Annotated in this window: 18 protein-coding genes; 13 read left to right on the forward strand and 5 right to left on the reverse strand. The window is 72.0% G+C overall.

All coding sequences use genetic code 11. The features are described from left to right. Positions 1-317 precede the first annotated feature (317 nt). Both ABZ479_RS31805 and ABZ479_RS31810 read right to left on the reverse strand, forming a co-directional pair. Positions 318-1,643 carry a D-arabinono-1,4-lactone oxidase gene (locus tag ABZ479_RS31805; protein ID WP_500464788.1) on the reverse strand — a complete coding sequence of 442 codons (1,326 nt, stop codon included), beginning with the start codon at positions 1,641-1,643 and terminating at the stop codon, positions 318-320. Beyond that, positions 1,597-2,847, reverse strand: coding sequence for an MFS transporter (locus tag ABZ479_RS31810; protein WP_500464789.1), 1,251 nt, complete (start codon positions 2,845-2,847; stop codon positions 1,597-1,599). Before ABZ479_RS31810 ends, ABZ479_RS31805 begins: the two co-directional genes overlap by 47 nt. Before the next feature lie 137 nt (positions 2,848-2,984). Here ABZ479_RS31810 and ABZ479_RS31815 point away from each other — a divergent pair, with 137 nt between their 5' ends. Both ABZ479_RS31815 and ABZ479_RS31820 read left to right on the forward strand, forming a co-directional pair. After that, the gene (locus ABZ479_RS31815; RefSeq protein ID WP_500464790.1) at positions 2,985-4,115 is read left to right on the forward strand and encodes a ferrochelatase; all 1,131 of its coding nucleotides are present in this window, start codon (positions 2,985-2,987) and stop codon (positions 4,113-4,115) included. 29 nt (positions 4,116-4,144) lie between these two features. Continuing rightward, on the forward strand, positions 4,145-4,945 hold the full coding sequence (locus ABZ479_RS31820; RefSeq protein WP_500464791.1) for an inositol monophosphatase family protein: 801 nt from the start codon (positions 4,145-4,147) through the stop codon (positions 4,943-4,945). A 126-nt stretch (positions 4,946-5,071) separates the two neighbouring features. On the opposite strand, the gene ABZ479_RS31825 is transcribed toward ABZ479_RS31820, so the two are convergent. Beyond that, positions 5,072-5,245 (reverse strand): hypothetical protein, encoded by a 174-nt coding sequence (locus ABZ479_RS31825; protein WP_319132283.1) that lies wholly within the window; start codon positions 5,243-5,245, stop codon positions 5,072-5,074. A gap of 347 nt (positions 5,246-5,592) precedes the next feature. Between ABZ479_RS31825 and ABZ479_RS31830 the strand changes: the two genes are divergently transcribed. The 4 genes from ABZ479_RS31830 (at position 5,593) to ABZ479_RS31845 (ending at position 8,998) form a co-directional block, all read left to right on the forward strand. Beyond that, positions 5,593-6,246 (forward strand): response regulator transcription factor, encoded by a 654-nt coding sequence (locus ABZ479_RS31830; RefSeq protein ID WP_500464792.1) that lies wholly within the window; start codon positions 5,593-5,595, stop codon positions 6,244-6,246. A gap of 99 nt (positions 6,247-6,345) precedes the next feature. After that, on the forward strand, positions 6,346-7,515 hold the full coding sequence (locus tag ABZ479_RS31835) for a sensor histidine kinase (RefSeq protein ID WP_499601825.1): 1,170 nt from the start codon (positions 6,346-6,348) through the stop codon (positions 7,513-7,515). Positions 7,516-7,913: 398 nt separating this feature from the next. After that, a complete protein-coding gene (locus ABZ479_RS31840) occupies positions 7,914-8,213 on the forward strand; it encodes a DUF4193 family protein (protein WP_450393077.1) in 300 nt (99 codons plus the stop codon). Positions 8,214-8,227: 14 nt separating this feature from the next. Further along, positions 8,228-8,998 carry a hypothetical protein gene (locus ABZ479_RS31845; protein WP_500464793.1) on the forward strand — a complete coding sequence of 257 codons (771 nt, stop codon included), beginning with the start codon at positions 8,228-8,230 and terminating at the stop codon, positions 8,996-8,998. A 42-nt stretch (positions 8,999-9,040) separates the two neighbouring features. Here ABZ479_RS31845 and ABZ479_RS31850 read toward each other — a convergent pair whose 3' ends face one another. Together ABZ479_RS31850 and ABZ479_RS31855 are read right to left on the reverse strand one after the other, a co-directional pair. Further along, positions 9,041-9,490 (reverse strand): DUF3093 domain-containing protein, encoded by a 450-nt coding sequence (locus ABZ479_RS31850; protein ID WP_500464794.1) that lies wholly within the window; start codon positions 9,488-9,490, stop codon positions 9,041-9,043. A gap of 26 nt (positions 9,491-9,516) precedes the next feature. Next, positions 9,517-10,401, reverse strand: a complete 885-nt coding sequence (locus ABZ479_RS31855; RefSeq protein ID WP_500464795.1) for an SDR family oxidoreductase — start codon at positions 10,399-10,401, stop codon at positions 9,517-9,519. 105 nt (positions 10,402-10,506) lie between these two features. On the opposite strand from ABZ479_RS31855, the gene ABZ479_RS31860 reads away from it, so the two are divergent. The 7 genes from ABZ479_RS31860 to kdpB form a co-directional block, all read left to right on the forward strand. Continuing rightward, on the forward strand, positions 10,507-11,112 hold the full coding sequence (locus tag ABZ479_RS31860; RefSeq protein WP_500464796.1) for a PaaI family thioesterase: 606 nt from the start codon (positions 10,507-10,509) through the stop codon (positions 11,110-11,112). After that, complete coding sequence (gene dut / locus ABZ479_RS31865) at positions 11,109-11,642, forward strand: dUTP diphosphatase (protein WP_500464797.1); 534 nt, start codon at positions 11,109-11,111, stop codon at positions 11,640-11,642. Before ABZ479_RS31860 ends, dut begins: the two co-directional genes overlap by 4 nt. A gap of 1 nt (position 11,643) precedes the next feature. After that, a complete protein-coding gene (locus ABZ479_RS31870; RefSeq protein ID WP_500464798.1) occupies positions 11,644-12,408 on the forward strand; it encodes a DUF3710 domain-containing protein in 765 nt (254 codons plus the stop codon). Positions 12,409-12,541: 133 nt separating this feature from the next. Beyond that, a complete protein-coding gene (locus ABZ479_RS31875) occupies positions 12,542-12,712 on the forward strand; it encodes a hypothetical protein (protein ID WP_499601816.1) in 171 nt (56 codons plus the stop codon). After that, positions 12,709-12,798, forward strand: a complete 90-nt coding sequence (gene kdpF / locus ABZ479_RS31880; RefSeq protein WP_499601814.1) for a K(+)-transporting ATPase subunit F — start codon at positions 12,709-12,711, stop codon at positions 12,796-12,798. The genes ABZ479_RS31875 and kdpF overlap by 4 nt, the downstream gene beginning before the upstream one ends. Positions 12,799-12,807: 9 nt before the next feature. After that, the gene (gene kdpA, locus ABZ479_RS31885) at positions 12,808-14,469 is read left to right on the forward strand and encodes a potassium-transporting ATPase subunit KdpA (RefSeq protein ID WP_500464799.1); all 1,662 of its coding nucleotides are present in this window, start codon (positions 12,808-12,810) and stop codon (positions 14,467-14,469) included. A gap of 41 nt (positions 14,470-14,510) precedes the next feature. Continuing rightward, on the forward strand, positions 14,511-16,057 hold a 1,547-nt coding region (gene kdpB / locus ABZ479_RS31890), incomplete at its 3' end, for a potassium-transporting ATPase subunit KdpB (RefSeq protein ID WP_500464800.1).

Genomic DNA, 16,057 nt, shown 5'->3' on the forward strand with positions numbered 1-16,057 from the left:
CCGATGGACGAGTGTGACCTGCCCGGGTGCAGCCTGCCACAACCTTGCTGAGTTTCCCGGCGTGTCGGGCATGTGCCGTGACGCGCCGTTATGGCACGGTTACCTATTTGCAACGCTGAGTGACCAAACGAACCACTCGGCGTCACGTGTCTCCGGTTCGATCGACGGCACCCCGGGACGAGTGCGCCGTCTCCCCCCGGAGCCAGGATTTGTCACAGTACTCCATTTGGGCCACGTCGGTGGGGCGCCGCGCCGTCGAACTTCGCGCACGCCAAGGGAGTTGGGGCGGGATCTTTACAAAAACCCCACAAGTGGAACTATTCGCCCAGCACCCGCCGCAGGTAGTCGTTCCGGAACAGCCGGTCCGGGTCGAGCCGGTCGCGCAGGGCGGTGAACTCCGCGAAGCGGGGGTAGGCCTTGGCGAAGTAGTCCGCGTCCCGGGTGTGGATCTTCCCCCAGTGCGGCCGCCCCTGATGGTCGGTCATGATCTGCTCGACCGCCGTGAAGTACTCCTGGTACCGGCTGCCGCGGTACATGTGCACCGCGACGTAGGCGGTGTCCCGGCCCGAGGCCGTCGACAGGGCGATGTCGTCCGCCGGGGCGACCCGCACCTCCACGGGGAAGCTGATCCTGAAGCCCGAGGACTCCACCATCGACTTGAGTTCGCGCAGCACCTCCACCGCGGCCTCGCGCGGCACCGCGTACTCCATCTCCACGAAACGCACACGTCGCGGGTGGGTGAACACCTTGTACGGGACGTCGGTGTAGGTGCGGGCCGACAGCGCCCGGCTGGAGACCTGGGCGATGCCCGGGATGAGGGAGGGGGCCGCCCGGCCCACGACGCAGGCCGCCTGGAAGACCCCGTTGGAGAGCAACTCGTCGTCGATCCAGCCGCGTACCCCGGGGACCGGTGCCGCGGGACCCTGGCTGCGGTTGTTCCGCTTGGTGTTGCAGCCGTCGGTGTGCGGGAACCAGTAGAACTCGAAGTGCTCGTTCTCCTCGACCAGTTGGTCGAACTCGGCGACCACCCGGTCGAAGCGCATGGGTTCCTCCCGCGCGGTGAGCAGGAAGAGCGGTTCCACCGCGAAGGTGATCGCGCTGACCACGCCGAGCGCGCCGAGCCCGATCCGGGCGGCGGCGAAGACCTCGGGGTTCTCCCGCGCCGAGCAGGTGAGCAGTGATCCGTCGGCGAGCACCAGCTCCAGCGCCGTGATCTGGGCGGCTATGGAGCCCGAGTCACGGCCCGTGCCGTGCGTGCCGGTGCTGGTCGCGCCGGCCGCCGTCTGCTCCATGATGTCGCCCATGTTCGTCAGCGACAGGCCCTCGGCGGCGAGCATCGCGTTGAGGTGCTTGAGCTGGACGCCCGCCTCCACCGTGATCGTGCCGGCCTCGCGGTCGATGCCCCGCACCGCGGTCATCCGCTCGGGCCGGATCAGCACGCCCGCGGTCGCCGCCGTCGAGGTGAACGAGTGCCCGGTGCCCACGGCCTTGGCGGGGAGCCCGTCGGCGGCCGCCCTGCCGAGCACGGCCGCCAGTTCGTCGGCCGAGGCGGGCGACTCGGTCCGCGCGGGCAGGGCCCGCACGTTGCCCGCCCAGTTACGCCATGTGGTCTTCCCGGTGGTTCTGTTCGTCGTCGTAGCCATGCGCACGCGTCCCCTCCAGCTCCGGCGCCGGCTCCAGCCGGCGGTACCCCAGGAAGGCCGCCACCACGGCGAGCGCCGCGGCGGAGGCGGGTACCGCGAACGCGGCCCGGGCCCCCGCCGCGTCGATCACCCACCCGGCCAGAGAGGCGCCCAGCGCCACGCCGACCGCGAGTCCCGTGCTCGTCCACGTCATGCCCTCGGTCAGCTTCGCGCGCGGTACCAACTGCTCGACGAGGGCCATGGTGGTGACCATCGTCGGTGCGATGGACAGGCCCGCGACGAACAGCGCCACGGCCAGGAACGGCAAGTTCCCGACCAGTAGTGGCGGGATCATACTCACGCCCATGGCCGCCACGCCCAGCAGGAAGCGGCGGGAGGCCGTTCCGGCCGGCTTCATCAGGCCGAAAAGCACCCCCGCGAGGCAGGAACCCGCCGCGTACACCGCCAGCACCACGCTCGCCGCGGCCTTGTGGCCCTGCTCCTCGGCGAAGGCCACGGTGGTCACGTCCACGGCGCCGAAGATCGCCCCGGTCGCGACGAAGGTCAGCACGAGGACCTGCAGCCCGCGGGAGCGCAGCGCGGAGCCCGGGGTGTGCTGCTCCCGCGGATGCGGCGCCGGCTCGGTGGCGCGCTGCGCGGTCAGCAGCCACGCCCCGGCCGCCAGGAAGAGCACCGCCAGCAGCGGCCCCGCCTCCGGGAACCAGATCGTGCACAACCCGATCGACAGGATCGGGCCCACGATGAAGCAGACCTCGTCGACGACGGACTCGAAGGAGTAGGCGGTGTGCAGCAGCGCGGGCGATCCCCGGTGGATCATGGCCCAGCGCGCCCGCACCATGGCACCCAGGCTCGGCGTCGTCCCCGCAAGCGCGACGCAGACGAAGAGCGTCCAGTCCGGGGCCCCGGCCCGTACGCACACCAGCAGTGCCGCCACCGCCAGCACCGTGACCGCGGTGGCCGGGCGCAGTACCCGGCGCTGGCCGTACCGGTCGACCAGGCGGGACACCTGCGGGCCCAGCGCCGCCGCGGCCAGCGCCAGGGTGGCGGCGAGCCCGCCCGCGATCCCGTAGCGGCCGGTGACCTGGGACATCATCGTCACGATGCCGATGCCGAGCATGGACAACGGCATCCGGCCGATGAAACCCGCCGCCGAGAAACCCCTGGTCCCGGGAGTGGAGAAGATCGCGCGATAGGGACTGGACACAGGCGCTCCACGGCTTCGTCGCCGACGTCTCAAGGGGCGGGAGTAAGGAATGTGACTGCCCCACACAGCTTACAAAGGGAGCGCAAGCGGTTTTCGCCGGTTCCCCTGCCGTCACCGCCGGGTGGCAGGATCGGAACATGTCCGATCACACCGAGGCCGGCGCCGCTCCGTACGACGCACTGCTCCTGCTGTCCTTCGGGGGCCCCGAGGGGCCCGACGACGTCGTCCCCTTCCTGGAGAACGTCACGCGCGGCCGTGGCATCCCCCGCGAGCGCCTGAAGGAGGTGGGGCAGCACTACTTCCTGTTCGGCGGGGTCAGTCCGATCAACGCGCAGAACCGCGAACTGCTGCAGGCGCTGCGCAAGGACTTCGCCGAGCACGGCCTCGACCTGCCGGTCTACTGGGGCAACCGCAACTGGGCGCCCTACCTGACCGACACCCTGCGCGAGCTGGCCGGGGACGGCCACCGCAGGGTGCTGGTCCTGGCCACCAGCGCGTACGCCTCGTACTCGGGCTGCCGGCAGTACCGCGAGAACCTCGCCGACTCCCTGGCCGCCCTGGAGGCCGAGGGCCGCGAGGTGCCCCGTGTGGACAAGCTGCGGCACTACTTCAACCACCCCGGCTTCGTCCGGCCCATGGCCGACGCGGTGCTGACCGCGCTCGCCACGCTGCCCGAGGACGTCCGCGACGGGGCGCACCTGGCGTTCACCACCCACTCGATCCCCACCGCGGCCGCCGACACCTCCGGCCGGCCCGAGGACCACACCCGGGACGGAGCCGGCGGCGCCTACGTCGCCGAGCACCTCGACACGGCCCGGGTGATCGCCGACGCGGTGCGCGAGGCCACCGGCACCGACCGCCCGTGGAAGCTCGTCTACCAGTCCCGCAGCGGCGCCCCGCACATCCCGTGGCTGGAGCCCGACATCTGCGACCACCTGGAGGAGCTGCACGCCTCCGGCGCCCCGGCCGCCGTCATGGTGCCGATCGGCTTCGTCTCCGACCACATGGAGGTCCGGTACGACCTCGACACCGAGGCGACCGCGAAGGCCGCGGAACTGGGCCTGCCCGTCGCCCGCGCCGCCACCGTGGGCGCCGACCCGCGGTTCGCCGCCGCCGTCCGCGAGCTGGTGCTGGAGCGCGCCGCCACCGAGCGGGGCCTGGCCCCCGAGCGCTGCGCGCTGGGCGCCCTCGGGCCCAGCCACGACGTGTGCCCGGTGGGCTGCTGCCCGGCGCGCAGCCCCCGGCCCGCAGCCGCCGGCGCCGAGTGACCGACCGACCCGAACGCACGAGGAGTGCCGTGACCGACCAACTCAAGGACGAACTCCTGGCCGTGGCCCTCGAGGCCGCCCGCAGGGCCGGTGAGCTGCTGCGCGACGGCCGGCCCGCCGACCTCGGCGTGGCCGCCACCAAGAGCAGCCCCATCGACGTCGTCACCGAGATGGACATCGCCGCGGAGAAGCTGATCGCCTCCTTCATCACCGAGCGCCGCCCCGACGACGGCCTCCTCGGCGAGGAGGGCGTCAGCGTCCCGGGCAGCAGCGGCGTCCGCTGGGTGATCGACCCGCTGGACGGCACCGTGAACTACCTGTACGGCCTGCCGTCGTGGGCCGTGAGCATCGCGGCCGAGCTGGACGGTGAGACGCTCGTCGGGGTCGTCGAGGCCCCGATGCGCTCCGAGAGCTACCGCGCGGTGCTGGGGCGGGGCGCCTGGGTCAACGACCGGCAGGCGGCCGTCCGCCCGGCGCCGCCGCTCGACCAGGCGCTGGTCGGCACCGGCTTCGGCTACCTGAAGGAGCGCCGGGAGGGCCAGGCGAGGGTGCTGCGCGAGCTGGTGCCGCAGGTGCGGGACATCCGCCGTGGCGGATCCGCCGCCATCGACCTCTGCGACGTGGGCTGCGGCCGCCTCAACGCCTACTACGAGCGCGGCCTCAACCCGTGGGACTACGCGGCGGGCGCCCTGTTCGCCCGCGAGGCCGGCGCCCTGACCGGCGGCCGTCCGGGGGTGCCGGAGTCCACGGAGCTCACCGTCGCGGCCCCGCCGGGGCTCTTCGAGCCCCTGCAGCGGCGGCTCGACGAACTCGGCGCCTGGCACGACTGAGGCCCACCACCGCTCCCTCCACGCGAAGGCCCGCCGCCCGGCACGAACCGGCGGCGGGCACGCGAACGCCCCGGCACCCGTGCAGGTGTCCGGGGCGCGGCGTTCGGCTGTGCCGCCCGGGGGATCTCAGGCGATCTTGGGCAGCACCTGGACGCCGTGCTCGGCGGCGAGGCGGCGCAGGTCGGCCAGTTCCGCCTCCTCGACCTCGGCCAGGAAGTCGTCCCCGTCCTCACGGGCGCGCAGAAGGTCGGATTCGGTGCTGTGTATGCGCTGCAGAATGCCAGTGGTGAATGCGTCCATCAGGTGGCGCCCCCTCGTCGTCGTGGGTTGACACAGGGATATTCGTCGGTGCTGCGATGTGCGGGGTCGTTCACAGGTCTTGTCGGGGGACCCCTCGGATCACACAGCGGCCACTGCCACGGGAGTTGCGGACGCCCTACGGGCGTGATCGGGGGTGTGCAGTCGTCCTCCCCAGGCCCGCCGGAGGGGAAACCTCCGGGACGCGAAGAATTCGGCGCCAGGTCCTCTTACCCCTGTTTTACGGCCGTCCGGTGCAGGATGGAGGGGCGTTCGGCCTGCGCGGGCGGGCCGTGCACGGCTCTTTGAGACACGGCTCTTCGAGAAGTGCCTAGGGAAGGAACAGCGCCTTGCGCGTACTGGTCGTCGAGGACGAGCAACTGCTCGCCGATGCGGTAGCCACCGGACTGCGCCGTGAGGCCATGGCCGTCGACGTCGTCTACGACGGCGGTGCGGCCCTGGAGCGGATCGGGGTCAACGACTACGACGTCGTGGTCCTTGACCGCGACCTGCCGGTCGTCCACGGGGACGACGTGTGCCGCAAGCTCGTGGAACTCGGTCTGCCGACCCGCGTGCTGATGCTGACCGCCGCCGGCGACGTCAGCGACCGCGTGGAGGGGCTGGAGCTGGGCGCCGACGACTACCTCCCCAAGCCCTTCGCCTTCACCGAGCTGACCGCCCGCGTACGGGCCCTCGGGCGCCGTACGACCGCACCGCTGCCGCCCGTGCTGGAGCGCTCCGGGATCAAGCTGGACCCCAACCGCCGCGAGGTCACCCGGGAGGGCCGGCAGGTGCAGCTGGCGCCCAAGGAGTTCGCGGTGCTGGAGGTGCTGCTGCGCAGCGAGGGGGCCGTGGTCTCCGCGGAGCAGTTGCTGGAGAAGGCCTGGGACGAGAACACCGACCCCTTCACCAACGTCGTGCGGGTCACGGTGATGACCCTGCGCCGCAAGCTCGGCGAGCCCGCGGTGATCGTCACCGTCCCGGGCTCCGGATACCGGATCTGACCCGCCGTGCCCGCGCCCTCGTCGTCGCCGACGACCCCGCCAACGTCGCAGGCCATCCCGCCCAGGCCCACCTGGGACCCGAAACCGGCCGCCCGGCCGATGCCGCTGCTGCGGCCCACGATCCGGATAAGGCTCACCCTGCTCTACGGCGGCATGTTCCTGATCGCCGGGGTGATACTGCTGTGGATCATCTACATGCTGGCCGCCCAGGCCATCCGCCAGGGCACCGAGGCGCAGTTCCACGTCGAGGCGGGCCGGCTGTCGCTCACCGGGCTGTGTCCGGAGCTGCCCACCGGCCCGACCAACCCGGACGCCTTCAACAAGGCCTACGTCCACTGCCTGGCCGTGCAGCGCGAGACCGCGCTGAACGTCCTGCTGAAGCGCTCCCTCTTCGCGCTCGTCGGCCTCGCGGTGCTCGCCTTCGCCTTCGGCTACCTGCTGGCCGGCCGGGTGTTGGCGCCCCTGGGCCGGATCACCCGCACCGCGCGCGGCGTGGTCAGCTCCGACCTGACCCAGCGGATCCACCTGACCGGCCCGGACGACGAGCTCAAGGAGCTCGCCGACACCTTCGACGACATGCTGGAGCGCCTGGAGCGGTCCTTCGACGCCCAGCGCCGCTTCGTCTCCAACGCCTCCCACGAGCTGAGAACGCCGCTGGCGATCACCCGCACGCTGCTGGAGGTCCAGCTCGCCGACCCCGACGCCTCCCCGGACATGGAGCAGCTGGGCAAGAACCTGCTCGCCACCAACACGCGCAGCGAACAGCTGGTGGAGGGTCTGCTGCTGCTCGCCCGCAGTGACAACGAGATCGTCGACCGCAAGCCGGTGGACCTCGCGGAGGCGGCCACCCAGGCGCTGGAGCAGACCCGCGCCGAAGCCGACGCCAAGGGCGTGGAGCTGCGCGCCGCGCTGGGCGAGGCCGTGGTGCAGGGCAACGGGGTGCTGCTGGAGCGCATCGCGCTGAACCTGGTGCAGAACGCGGTCCGGTACAACGTCGCGGAGGCGGGCCGGGTGGAGGTCACCACGGGCGTCGAAGCGGGCTCCGCGGTCCTGACGGTGGCCAACACGGGGCCCGTCGTCCCCGCGTACGAGATCGACAACCTGTTCGAGCCCTTCCGCCGGCTGGGCACCGAGCGCACCGGCAGTGACAAGGGCGTGGGCCTCGGCCTCTCGATCGCCAAGTCCGTCGCCCGGGCCCACGGAGGCACGATCTCCGCGGTCCCCCGCGAGGGAGGTGGCCTGGTCATGCGGGTTGTCATCCCCGTGTGACCCGTCACACGACACCCCCGGGGGCGTGTTCGCTTTGCGCTGAATTTTGCGGTCTGCGCGCCTCGGGGGCATGCTGTGAGCGATCACACATACGATTCCGGCCTCGGGTACTCTGCGTGATTGCGACCTCCGGGAAAAGACCGGAAAAATCCATGTTTCCGCAGGTCATGATCACGGGAAGTACACGTGGAGGCGCGAGCAAGGTGCGACAAGTGGGCCGTTTCCGGTCATCACCGGCAGCGGATGGGATCACCTCTTCGGGGGTGCGGTTGGGTGTCGATTGAGTAACGGCACTTGATGTAAGGCAAAATCTCCGCTTCGGGCCGGGCACAAGACCGGCCTCCCATGCGTTACGAGCGCTGGAGACACCGCAGACACCCAGAGGGGGAGAGCGATACATGGCTACTGATTACGACACCCCACGCAAGACCGACGATGACGTCAACGAGGACAGCATCGAGGAACTGAAGGCCAGGCGGAACGACAAGTCGACCTCCACGGTCGACGTGGACGAGTACGACCAGGCCGAGTCCCTCGAGCTGCCCGGAGCCGACCTCTCCAACGAGGAGCTGTCGGTCCGGGTGCTGCCCCGGCAGGCGGACGAGTTCACCTGCATGAGCTGCTTCCTCGTGCACCACCGCAGCCAGCTGGCCACGGAGAAGAACGGCAACCCGATCTGCCGCGACTGCGCGGCCTGACGGGCAGCCGGACCGTGGCGAGCGACGACGAGCGAGGCCATGAGGCCTCGCTCGCGGGCGCATCGGAGGGACCGGCGGGCGATCCCGTCCCGTTCCGTCCCCCCGGCCGTGCCGCACGGGCACGGGCACGCGCCAAGGCGGCGCTGAACACCTTCGTCGACGGGCTCGTCGAGACGGCCCCGAGGGTCCCCGTGCGGGACCTGGAGACGCTTCGCCGGCAGTTCCCCGGGCTCGGGCCCGAGGAGCTGGCCGACAAGCTGGTGAACGCCGCCACGGTGGGCACCGCGACGGTCGGCGCCGGCATCGGCGCCGCCGCCATGCTGCCGACCCCGCCGGCCATGCCGGCGGAGCTGGCCTCCGAGACGCTCGGGGTCGCCCTGGTCGAGTACAAGCTCATCGCCGAGCTGCACGAGGTCTACGGGCTGCGCGCCCCGGGCACGCTGCGGCAGCGGTCGATGATGTACCTGGCCGAGTGGACCGAGCGGCGCGGCATCGACTTCTCCAAGCCGTCCACCCTGAACATCGCCCTCGGCGGCAGGATGAAGCGGGAGCTGCGCCAGCAGCTGCTGAAGCGCACCATGCGCAACCTGCCGACGCTGACCCCGTTCATGGTCGGCGCGGCCGTCGGTGCCGTGATGAACCGGCGCGACACCAAGAAGCTCGCGGAACAGATCCGCAAGGACCTGCGCCTGCGCCAGGTGCCCTGGGGCCTGCTGTCCGCGGAGGAGGAACCACCGCCCGCACTCGGGCCCGGCGAGCCGCCCGCACTCGGGTCCGGCGGCTGAGCCGCCAGGCCCCGGGCGCCCCGTGCCGGAGCGCCGGGGCGATCAGGCGCGCACGTCCCGCAGGGCCGCGGCCAGGCGCTCGGGGGAGCGGGTCGACAGGTACAGGTACGGCGTCGGGTCGTCCGGGTCGCTGACCTCGACCTTCAGCGCCGTCGGCACGTAGGCGCGCAGCAGCATGAAGGCCCGCGGATCGGCCTTGTGCGACCGCCAGGCCAGCGCCTCGTCCCGGTCCAGCACGGTGGCCTCGCCGAGCGCCGTCACCGGGATCTTCGCGTCCCCGGCCACCAGCGAGCCGGCGACCACCCGCAGCCGCGGGGAGCCGTACGCGCTGACCAGGGCCGCCCCGACGGCGGTGCCGCCGACGAGCCCGCCGAGCAGCGCCAGGGGCCCGAGGGGCAGCAGGATCAGCGCCAGCGAGACGCCCGCGCCGATGGCGAGCCCCCACCACGAACGCGGCGCGGTCAGCCGCTCCTCATAGCTCATGACGGTCATGACGCCCAGCTTGTCATGCCGCCCCGTCAGCGCCCGCCCCGGGACCGCAGCCTCGTGAGCGCGTGCGCGGCGCGCGGGGGACGCCGCAGCCCCGTGGCGACCTGCTTGGCCCAGTCGGTCGCGGCCGTCGGCAGGGCGGCGTCCAGGACCGCGGAGGACCGGGCGTCGGTGCCCACCAGGTAGCGGGGGAGCGGCCGCGGCGCCGAGAGCGCCTTCAGGACGGTGCGCGCCACCGGACGCGGCGAGGGCAGCTCCCGCTTGATCGTCTCCTCCGCGGCCTCGTACTGGTGCCGGTAGGCCGAGTTGCGGCGCTGCGGCAGCCGGCTCGCGCCGCGCTGCCAGATGTCCGTGCCGTACGGGCCGGGCTCCACCAGCACGACCTTGACCCCGAACGGGGCCGCCTCCATCCGCAGCGCGTCCGTCATCGCCTCCAGGCCCTGCTTGCTGGCGCAGTACCAGCCGAGCAGCGGCATCGAGACCCGCCCGGAGATCGACGAGATGTTGACGATCCGCCCCGCCCGCCGGGCCCGCATCGTGGGCAGCACCAGCCGGGCGATGCGCGCCGGGGCCACCAGGTTGGTCTCCAGCTGCTGCCGCACCTGCTCGTCGTCCACGTCCTCGATCGCACCGGGCTGGGCGATCCCCGCGTTGTTCACCACCGCCCAGGGGCCGCCGTCCGTCATCGTGGCGATCTCGGTGAACGCCCGGACGGAGGAGGTCGCGTCCGTGACGTCCAGCAGCACGGTGCGCACCGACGCACCGGTGCGCCCGACCGCCTCCCGCAACGCCTCCGCCTTCTCCTCGCTGCGTACCGTCCCGATGACGTCGAAGCCGGCGTGGGCCAGTTCGAGGGTGGTGGCGAGGCCGATCCCGCACCCGGCTCCTGTGACGACGACGGACCTGGGGGTCATGTGGTGCTCCAAGGGAGGGTGCTCCGGTGATGGGCGGGCCGCGGGGCCGGAAGGACAACGGCCGGGCGGCGGGAAACGATCCCGCAGGAGGGTAGGGTCTCCCGCGTGAGTGGAGCTACGACCGACGCCGGCCCGGACCGTCCGGGCCTGACACCGCCGCGCGACGCCGTCGCGCCGGAGCGGCACCCCGACGCCCCCGCCCCCGGTGAACCGCTGGGCGCGCACTACGACCACTGCTTCGGCTGTGGCGGGGCGCAGCCGCACGGCCTGCACCTGGAGGCCAGGGCCGGGGAGGGCGTCAGCGTGACCGCCGAGTTCACCGTCCAGGCCGCCCACCAGGGCGCCCCGGGCCTGGCGCACGGTGGTGTGCTGGCCACGGCCCTCGACGAGACGCTCGGTTCACTCGCCTGGCTGCTGCGCACCATCGCCGTGACCGGCCGCCTGGAGACCGACTTCGTGCAGCCCGTGCCGGTCGGCGCCACCCTCCACCTGGAGGCCCGCTGCACCGCCGTGGCCGGGCGCAAGATCTACTCCACCGCGGTGGGCCGGATCGGCGGTCCGGACGGCCCCGTCGCGGTCCGCGCGGACGCGCTGTTCATCGAGGTCAAGCTGGAGCACTTCACCGACAACGGCCGCCCCGAGGAGATCCGCGCCGCGATGGCGGACCCCGACCAGGTCAAGGTCGCGCGCGCCTTCGAGGTCAACCCGTGACCGGCGGTCCTCGCCCCCCGGTCGACGTCCTCATCCACCGTTTGCACGAGGGCGTCCCGATTCCTTCGTACGGGCACCCGGGCGACGCCGGGGCCGACCTCGTCACCACCGAGGCGGCCGAACTGGCCCCCGGCGAGCGCGCCGTACTGCCCACGGGGGTGTCGATCGCGCTGCCGGACGGCTACGCCGCCTTCGTGCACCCCCGCTCGGGCCTCGCCGCGAGGTGCGGAGTGGCCCTCGTGAATGCCCCGGGAACGGTTGATGCCGGGTACCGTGGGGAGATCAAGGTGATCGTGGTCAACCTGGACCCGCGCGAGAGCGTACGGTTCGCAGAAGGGGACCGGATCGCCCAACTGGTCGTCCAGCAGGTCGAGCGGGTCCGCTTCCACGAGGTGGCGGAGCTGCCCGGCTCCGCACGGGCGGCGGGGGGCTTCGGCTCCACGGGGGGTCATGCCGCGGTGGATGGCTCGCCGGTCGGTCCGTCCGGCAATGGATACGCATCGGTCATCGCTGACCGGGAAGGACAGTGACGTGTTCCGTCGTCGTCGCAAGGAGCGCGGAGACGCCCTCGACGAGCTCGAGGCCGAGAGCCCTGACGAGCTGGCCGAAGACGCCGAGGAGTCGGACGACTCCATGGAGTCCCGTCGGTACAACCTTCCGCCCGCCCCCAGGCCGGACGGTCCGTGGGACGTGAGCGAGGTCAGGGACCCGGCCGAGGGCCGGGTCGACCTGGGCGGCCTCTTCGTGCCCGGTGTCCAGGGCATGGAACTGCGCGTCGAGGTGGCCGGGGAGTCCATCGTCGCCGCGACCGTGGTGCTGCGCGAGAGCGCCGTCCAGTTGCAGGGCTTCGCCGCCCCGAAGTCGGAGGGCATCTGGGGCGAGGTCCGCGACGAGATCGCGTCCGGCATCACCAAGCAGGGCGGCATCGTCGACGAGGTCGAGGGCCCGCTGGGCTGGGAGCTGCGCGCGCAGGTCCCGGTGCAGCTGCCCAACGGCGCCAACGGCGTGCAGGTCGTGCGCTTCGTCGGCTGTGACGGCCCGCGCTGGTTCCTGCGGGGCGTCATCTCCGGGCAGGGCGCCGTCCAGCCCGAGACCGCCGGCCTGCTGGAGCAGATCTTCCGCGACACCGTGGTCGTCCGCGGGGAGTCGCCGATGGCACCGCGCGACCCGATCGTGCTGAAGCTGCCCAACGACGCCCAGATGGTGCCCGAGGGCATCGCCCAGGAAGAGGGCGGCCGCTTCTCGGACGGCATCGACCCCATGCGCCGCGGACCGGAGATCACCGAGGTGCACTGAGCCCGGGGGCCCAGCGCCCCGGCCACACCCGACGCCCGTGGGCCGACCTGTGAGAACAGGTCGGCCCACGGGCGTTTTCGCAGGTCAACGGGGGTGAACGTCAAAGGCCCGTCAAGGCGCCGCAAGGGCCCGTATGGAAGCCGTCAACGGTGTCCGCGCACGGCGGGAACGGAGGTTTCCTGGGCTTGGTCGACGTTCCGTCAAGAGCTGGGAGCACACGATGGACGACCTGGCCTTCCTGCTCGTCACACTCGCGGTCTTCGCGCTGATCGCGCTCATCGCCAAGGGGGTGGCGAAGCTGTGAGCGCCGAGAACATCACCGGTCTCGTCGTCGCCGCCGGCCTGCTGGTCTACCTGATCGTGGCGCTCGTGCGGCCCGAGAGGTTCTGAGGTACGGCCATGGGCCCCGTCACCGCCGACGTGCTCCAGGTCACCGCCCTCGTCGTGGCCCTGGCCCTGGTGTACCGACCCCTCGGCGACTACATGGCCGCCGTCTACGCCTCCGACCGGCACCTGCGCGTCGAGCGCCTGGTCTACCGCTGCCTCGGCGCCGACCCCGACGCCGAGATGCGCTGGCCGTCCTACCTCAGGGCGGTGCTGGCCTTCTCCTTCGTGGGCGTGCTGTTCCTCTACCTGCTGCTGCGGGTGCAGAACCACCTCCCGCTGTCCCTGGGCTTCGCGGCCATCACCCCCGACCAGGCGTTCAACACCGCGGCCTCGTTCGTGACCAACACGAACTGGCAGTCGTACATGGGCGAGAACGCCATGGGCCACGTCGCCCAGACCGCGGGCCTCGCCGTGCAGAACTTCGTCTCGGCGGCGGTCGGCATGGCCGTGGCCGTGGCGCTCGTCCGCGGCTTCGTCCGGTCCCGCACCGGTGAGCTGGGCAACTTCTGGACCGACATGGTCCGCGGCACCGTCCGCATCCTGCTGCCCATGGCGTTCGTCGCCGCGATCGTGCTGGTGGGCTTCGGGGCGATCCAGAACTTCGCCGGCTGGCACGAGATCACCACCCTCGCCGGCGGGCACCAGACGCTGACCGGCGGCGCGGTGGCCTCCCAGGAGGCGATCAAGGAGCTCGGCACCAACGGCGGCGGCTTCTACAACGCCAACTCCGCGCACCCCTTCGAGAACCCGGACGCGTTCACCAACCTATTCGAGATCTTCCTGATCCTGGTGATCCCGTTCTCGCTGACCCGCACCTTCGGGAAGATGGCCGGCAACCTGAAGCAGGGCTACACGCTCCTGGCCGCGATGGGGCTGATCTGGGTCGGCTTCGTGACGCTGATGACCTGGGTCGAGACGGCGCACCCCGGCTCGGCGAACCAGATCGCGGGCGCCGCGCTGGAGGGCAAGGAGCAGCGCTTCGGCGTGGGCGCGTCGTCGCTGTTCGCGGTGAGCACCACCTTGACCTCGACCGGCGCGGTGGACTCCTTCCACTCGTCCTTCACCGGTCTCGGCGGAGGCATCGCCCTGCTCGGGATGATGCTGGGCGAGATCGCCCCGGGCGGCGTCGGTTCCGGCCTCTACGGCATCCTGATCATGGCGATCATCGCGGTGTTCATCGCGGGCCTGATGGTCGGCCGCACCCCGGAGTACCTGGGCAAGAAGATCGGCACCCGCGAGATCAAGCTCGCCGCCCTGTACATCCTGGTCACCCCGGCCGTCGTACTGGTCTTCACGGCCCTGGCGATGGCCCTGCCGACCCCGCCGCACTCCATCCTCAACACCGGGCCGCACGGCTTCTCCGAGGTGCTGTACGCCTACACCTCCGCCGGCAACAACAACGGCTCCGCCTTCGCGGGCCTGAGCGCCAACACGCGGTGGTACAACACCACGCTCGGCCTCGCGATGCTCCTCGGCCGCTTCGTGCCGATGGTCTTCGTCCTGGCCCTCGCCGGCTCGCTCGCCCGGCAGCAGCCGGTGCCCGCCACCGCCGGCACCCTGCGCACCGAGAAACCGCTCTTCGCGAGCCTGCTCGTCGGCGCGATCCTGATCATCACGGGCCTGACGTACTTCCCGGCGCTCGCCCTCGGCCCGCTCGCGGAGGGCCTGTCATGAGGCGAACGACCACCCCTGCCGCCCGTCCCGCGGAGGAAACCATGTCCACCGGCACGCCCGTACGGGCGCCCGGGGGAGGACCGGCACCGCACGCCCCGGACGCGAGCCCCCGCGCCCGTGTCTCGGGCGGCCTCTTCGACCCGGCGCAACTGCTGCGGTCCCTCCCGGACGCACTGCGCAAGCTCGACCCCCGGGTGATGGTCAAGTCGCCCGTCATGTTCGTCGTCCTGATCGGCTCGGTGCTCACCACCGTGCTGGCGGCGCTCTCCCCGGCCGACTGGTTCGGCTGGGCGATCACCGCGTGGCTCTGGCTCACCGTGGTCTTCGCCAACCTGGCGGAGGCCGTCGCCGAGGGCCGCGGCAAGGCGCAGGCCGACACCCTGCGCCGGGCCAAGACCGACACCGTGGCCCGCCGGCTCACGGACGGCGCCGAGGAGCACGTGCCCGGCACCGCGCTGCGTGTCGGCGACCGCGTGGTGTGCGAGGCGGGCGACGTCATCCCCGGTGACGGCGACGTCGTCGAGGGCGTCGCCTCGGTCGACGAGTCGGCGATCACGGGTGAGTCGGCGCCGGTCATCCGGGAGTCCGGCGGTGACCGCAGCGCGGTGACGGGCGGCACCAAGGTGCTGTCCGACCGGATCGTCGTACGCATCACGACCAGGCCCGGTGAGACCTTCATCGACCGGATGATCGCCCTGGTGGAGGGCGCGGCCCGGCAGAAGACGCCCAACGAGATCGCGCTGAACATCCTGCTCGCCTCGCTGACCATCGTCTTCCTGCTCGCCGTCGTCACCCTGCAGCCCTTCGCCATCTACGCGGGCGCCCGGCAGTCGCTGATCGTCCTCGTGGCGCTGCTGGTCTGCCTCATCCCGACGACGATCGGCGCCCTGCTGTCGGCGATCGGCATCGCGGGCATGGACCGCCTGGTGCAGCGCAACGTGCTCGCCATGTCCGGCCGTGCCGTCGAGGCCGCCGGAGACGTGTCCACGCTGCTGCTCGACAAGACCGGCACCATCACCCTCGGCAACCGCCGGGCCGCGGAGTTCGTGCCGGTCGGCGGGACCGGGGAGGCGGAGCTGGCCGACGCCGCGCAGCTGTCGTCGCTGGCCGACGAGACGCCCGAGGGCCGTTCCGTGGTCGTCCTGGCGAAGGAGAAGTACGGGCTGCGCGAGCGCCGCGAAGGGGAGCTGGGCCACGCCGAGTTCGTGCCCTTCACGGCGCAGACCCGTATGTCCGGCGTCGACGCCGTCGGCCGTCAGGTCCGCAAGGGCGCGGCCGGCGCGATCGTCGCCTGGGTCACCGGTCACGGCGGCACCGTCGTCCCCGACGCGCAGCACACCGTCGACACGATCGCCGCGGCCGGCGGCACCCCGCTGCTCGTCGCGGTCAAGGACGCGCACGGCGCCCGGGTGCTCGGCGTGATCCACCTCAAGGACGTCGTCAAGGAGGGTATGCGGGAGCGGTTCGACGAGCTGCGGCGGATGGGCATCCGCACGGTCATGATCACGGGTGACAACCCGCTGACGGCCAAGGCGATCGCCGACGAGGCGGGGGTCGACGACTTCCTGGCGGAGGCGACGCCCGAGGA

The organism is Streptomyces sp. NPDC005722 (genome assembly GCF_040630935.1).
Taxonomy (GTDB): domain Bacteria; phylum Actinomycetota; class Actinomycetes; order Streptomycetales; family Streptomycetaceae; genus Actinacidiphila.

Bases quoted from the DNA above. Each gene is read 5' to 3' on its own strand.
- ABZ479_RS31825 (WP_319132283.1), bottom strand. From the start codon at position 5,245: ATGGACGCATTCACCACTGGCATTCTGCAGCGCATACACAGCACCGAA.
- ABZ479_RS31875 (WP_499601816.1), top strand. From the start codon at position 12,542: ATGGAAGCCGTCAACGGTGTCCGCGCACGGCGGGAACGGAGGTTTCCT.
- ABZ479_RS31850 (WP_500464794.1), bottom strand. From the start codon at position 9,490: ATGACCGTCATGAGCTATGAGGAGCGGCTGACCGCGCCGCGTTCGTGG.
- ABZ479_RS31840 (WP_450393077.1), top strand. From the start codon at position 7,914: ATGGCTACTGATTACGACACCCCACGCAAGACCGACGATGACGTCAAC.
- ABZ479_RS31815 (WP_500464790.1), top strand. From the start codon at position 2,985: ATGTCCGATCACACCGAGGCCGGCGCCGCTCCGTACGACGCACTGCTC.
- kdpA (WP_500464799.1), top strand. From the start codon at position 12,808: ATGGGCCCCGTCACCGCCGACGTGCTCCAGGTCACCGCCCTCGTCGTG.
- ABZ479_RS31835 (WP_499601825.1), top strand. From the start codon at position 6,346: ATGCCGCTGCTGCGGCCCACGATCCGGATAAGGCTCACCCTGCTCTAC.
- ABZ479_RS31805 (WP_500464788.1), bottom strand. From the start codon at position 1,643: ATGGCTACGACGACGAACAGAACCACCGGGAAGACCACATGGCGTAAC.
- ABZ479_RS31855 (WP_500464795.1), bottom strand. From the start codon at position 10,401: ATGACCCCCAGGTCCGTCGTCGTCACAGGAGCCGGGTGCGGGATCGGC.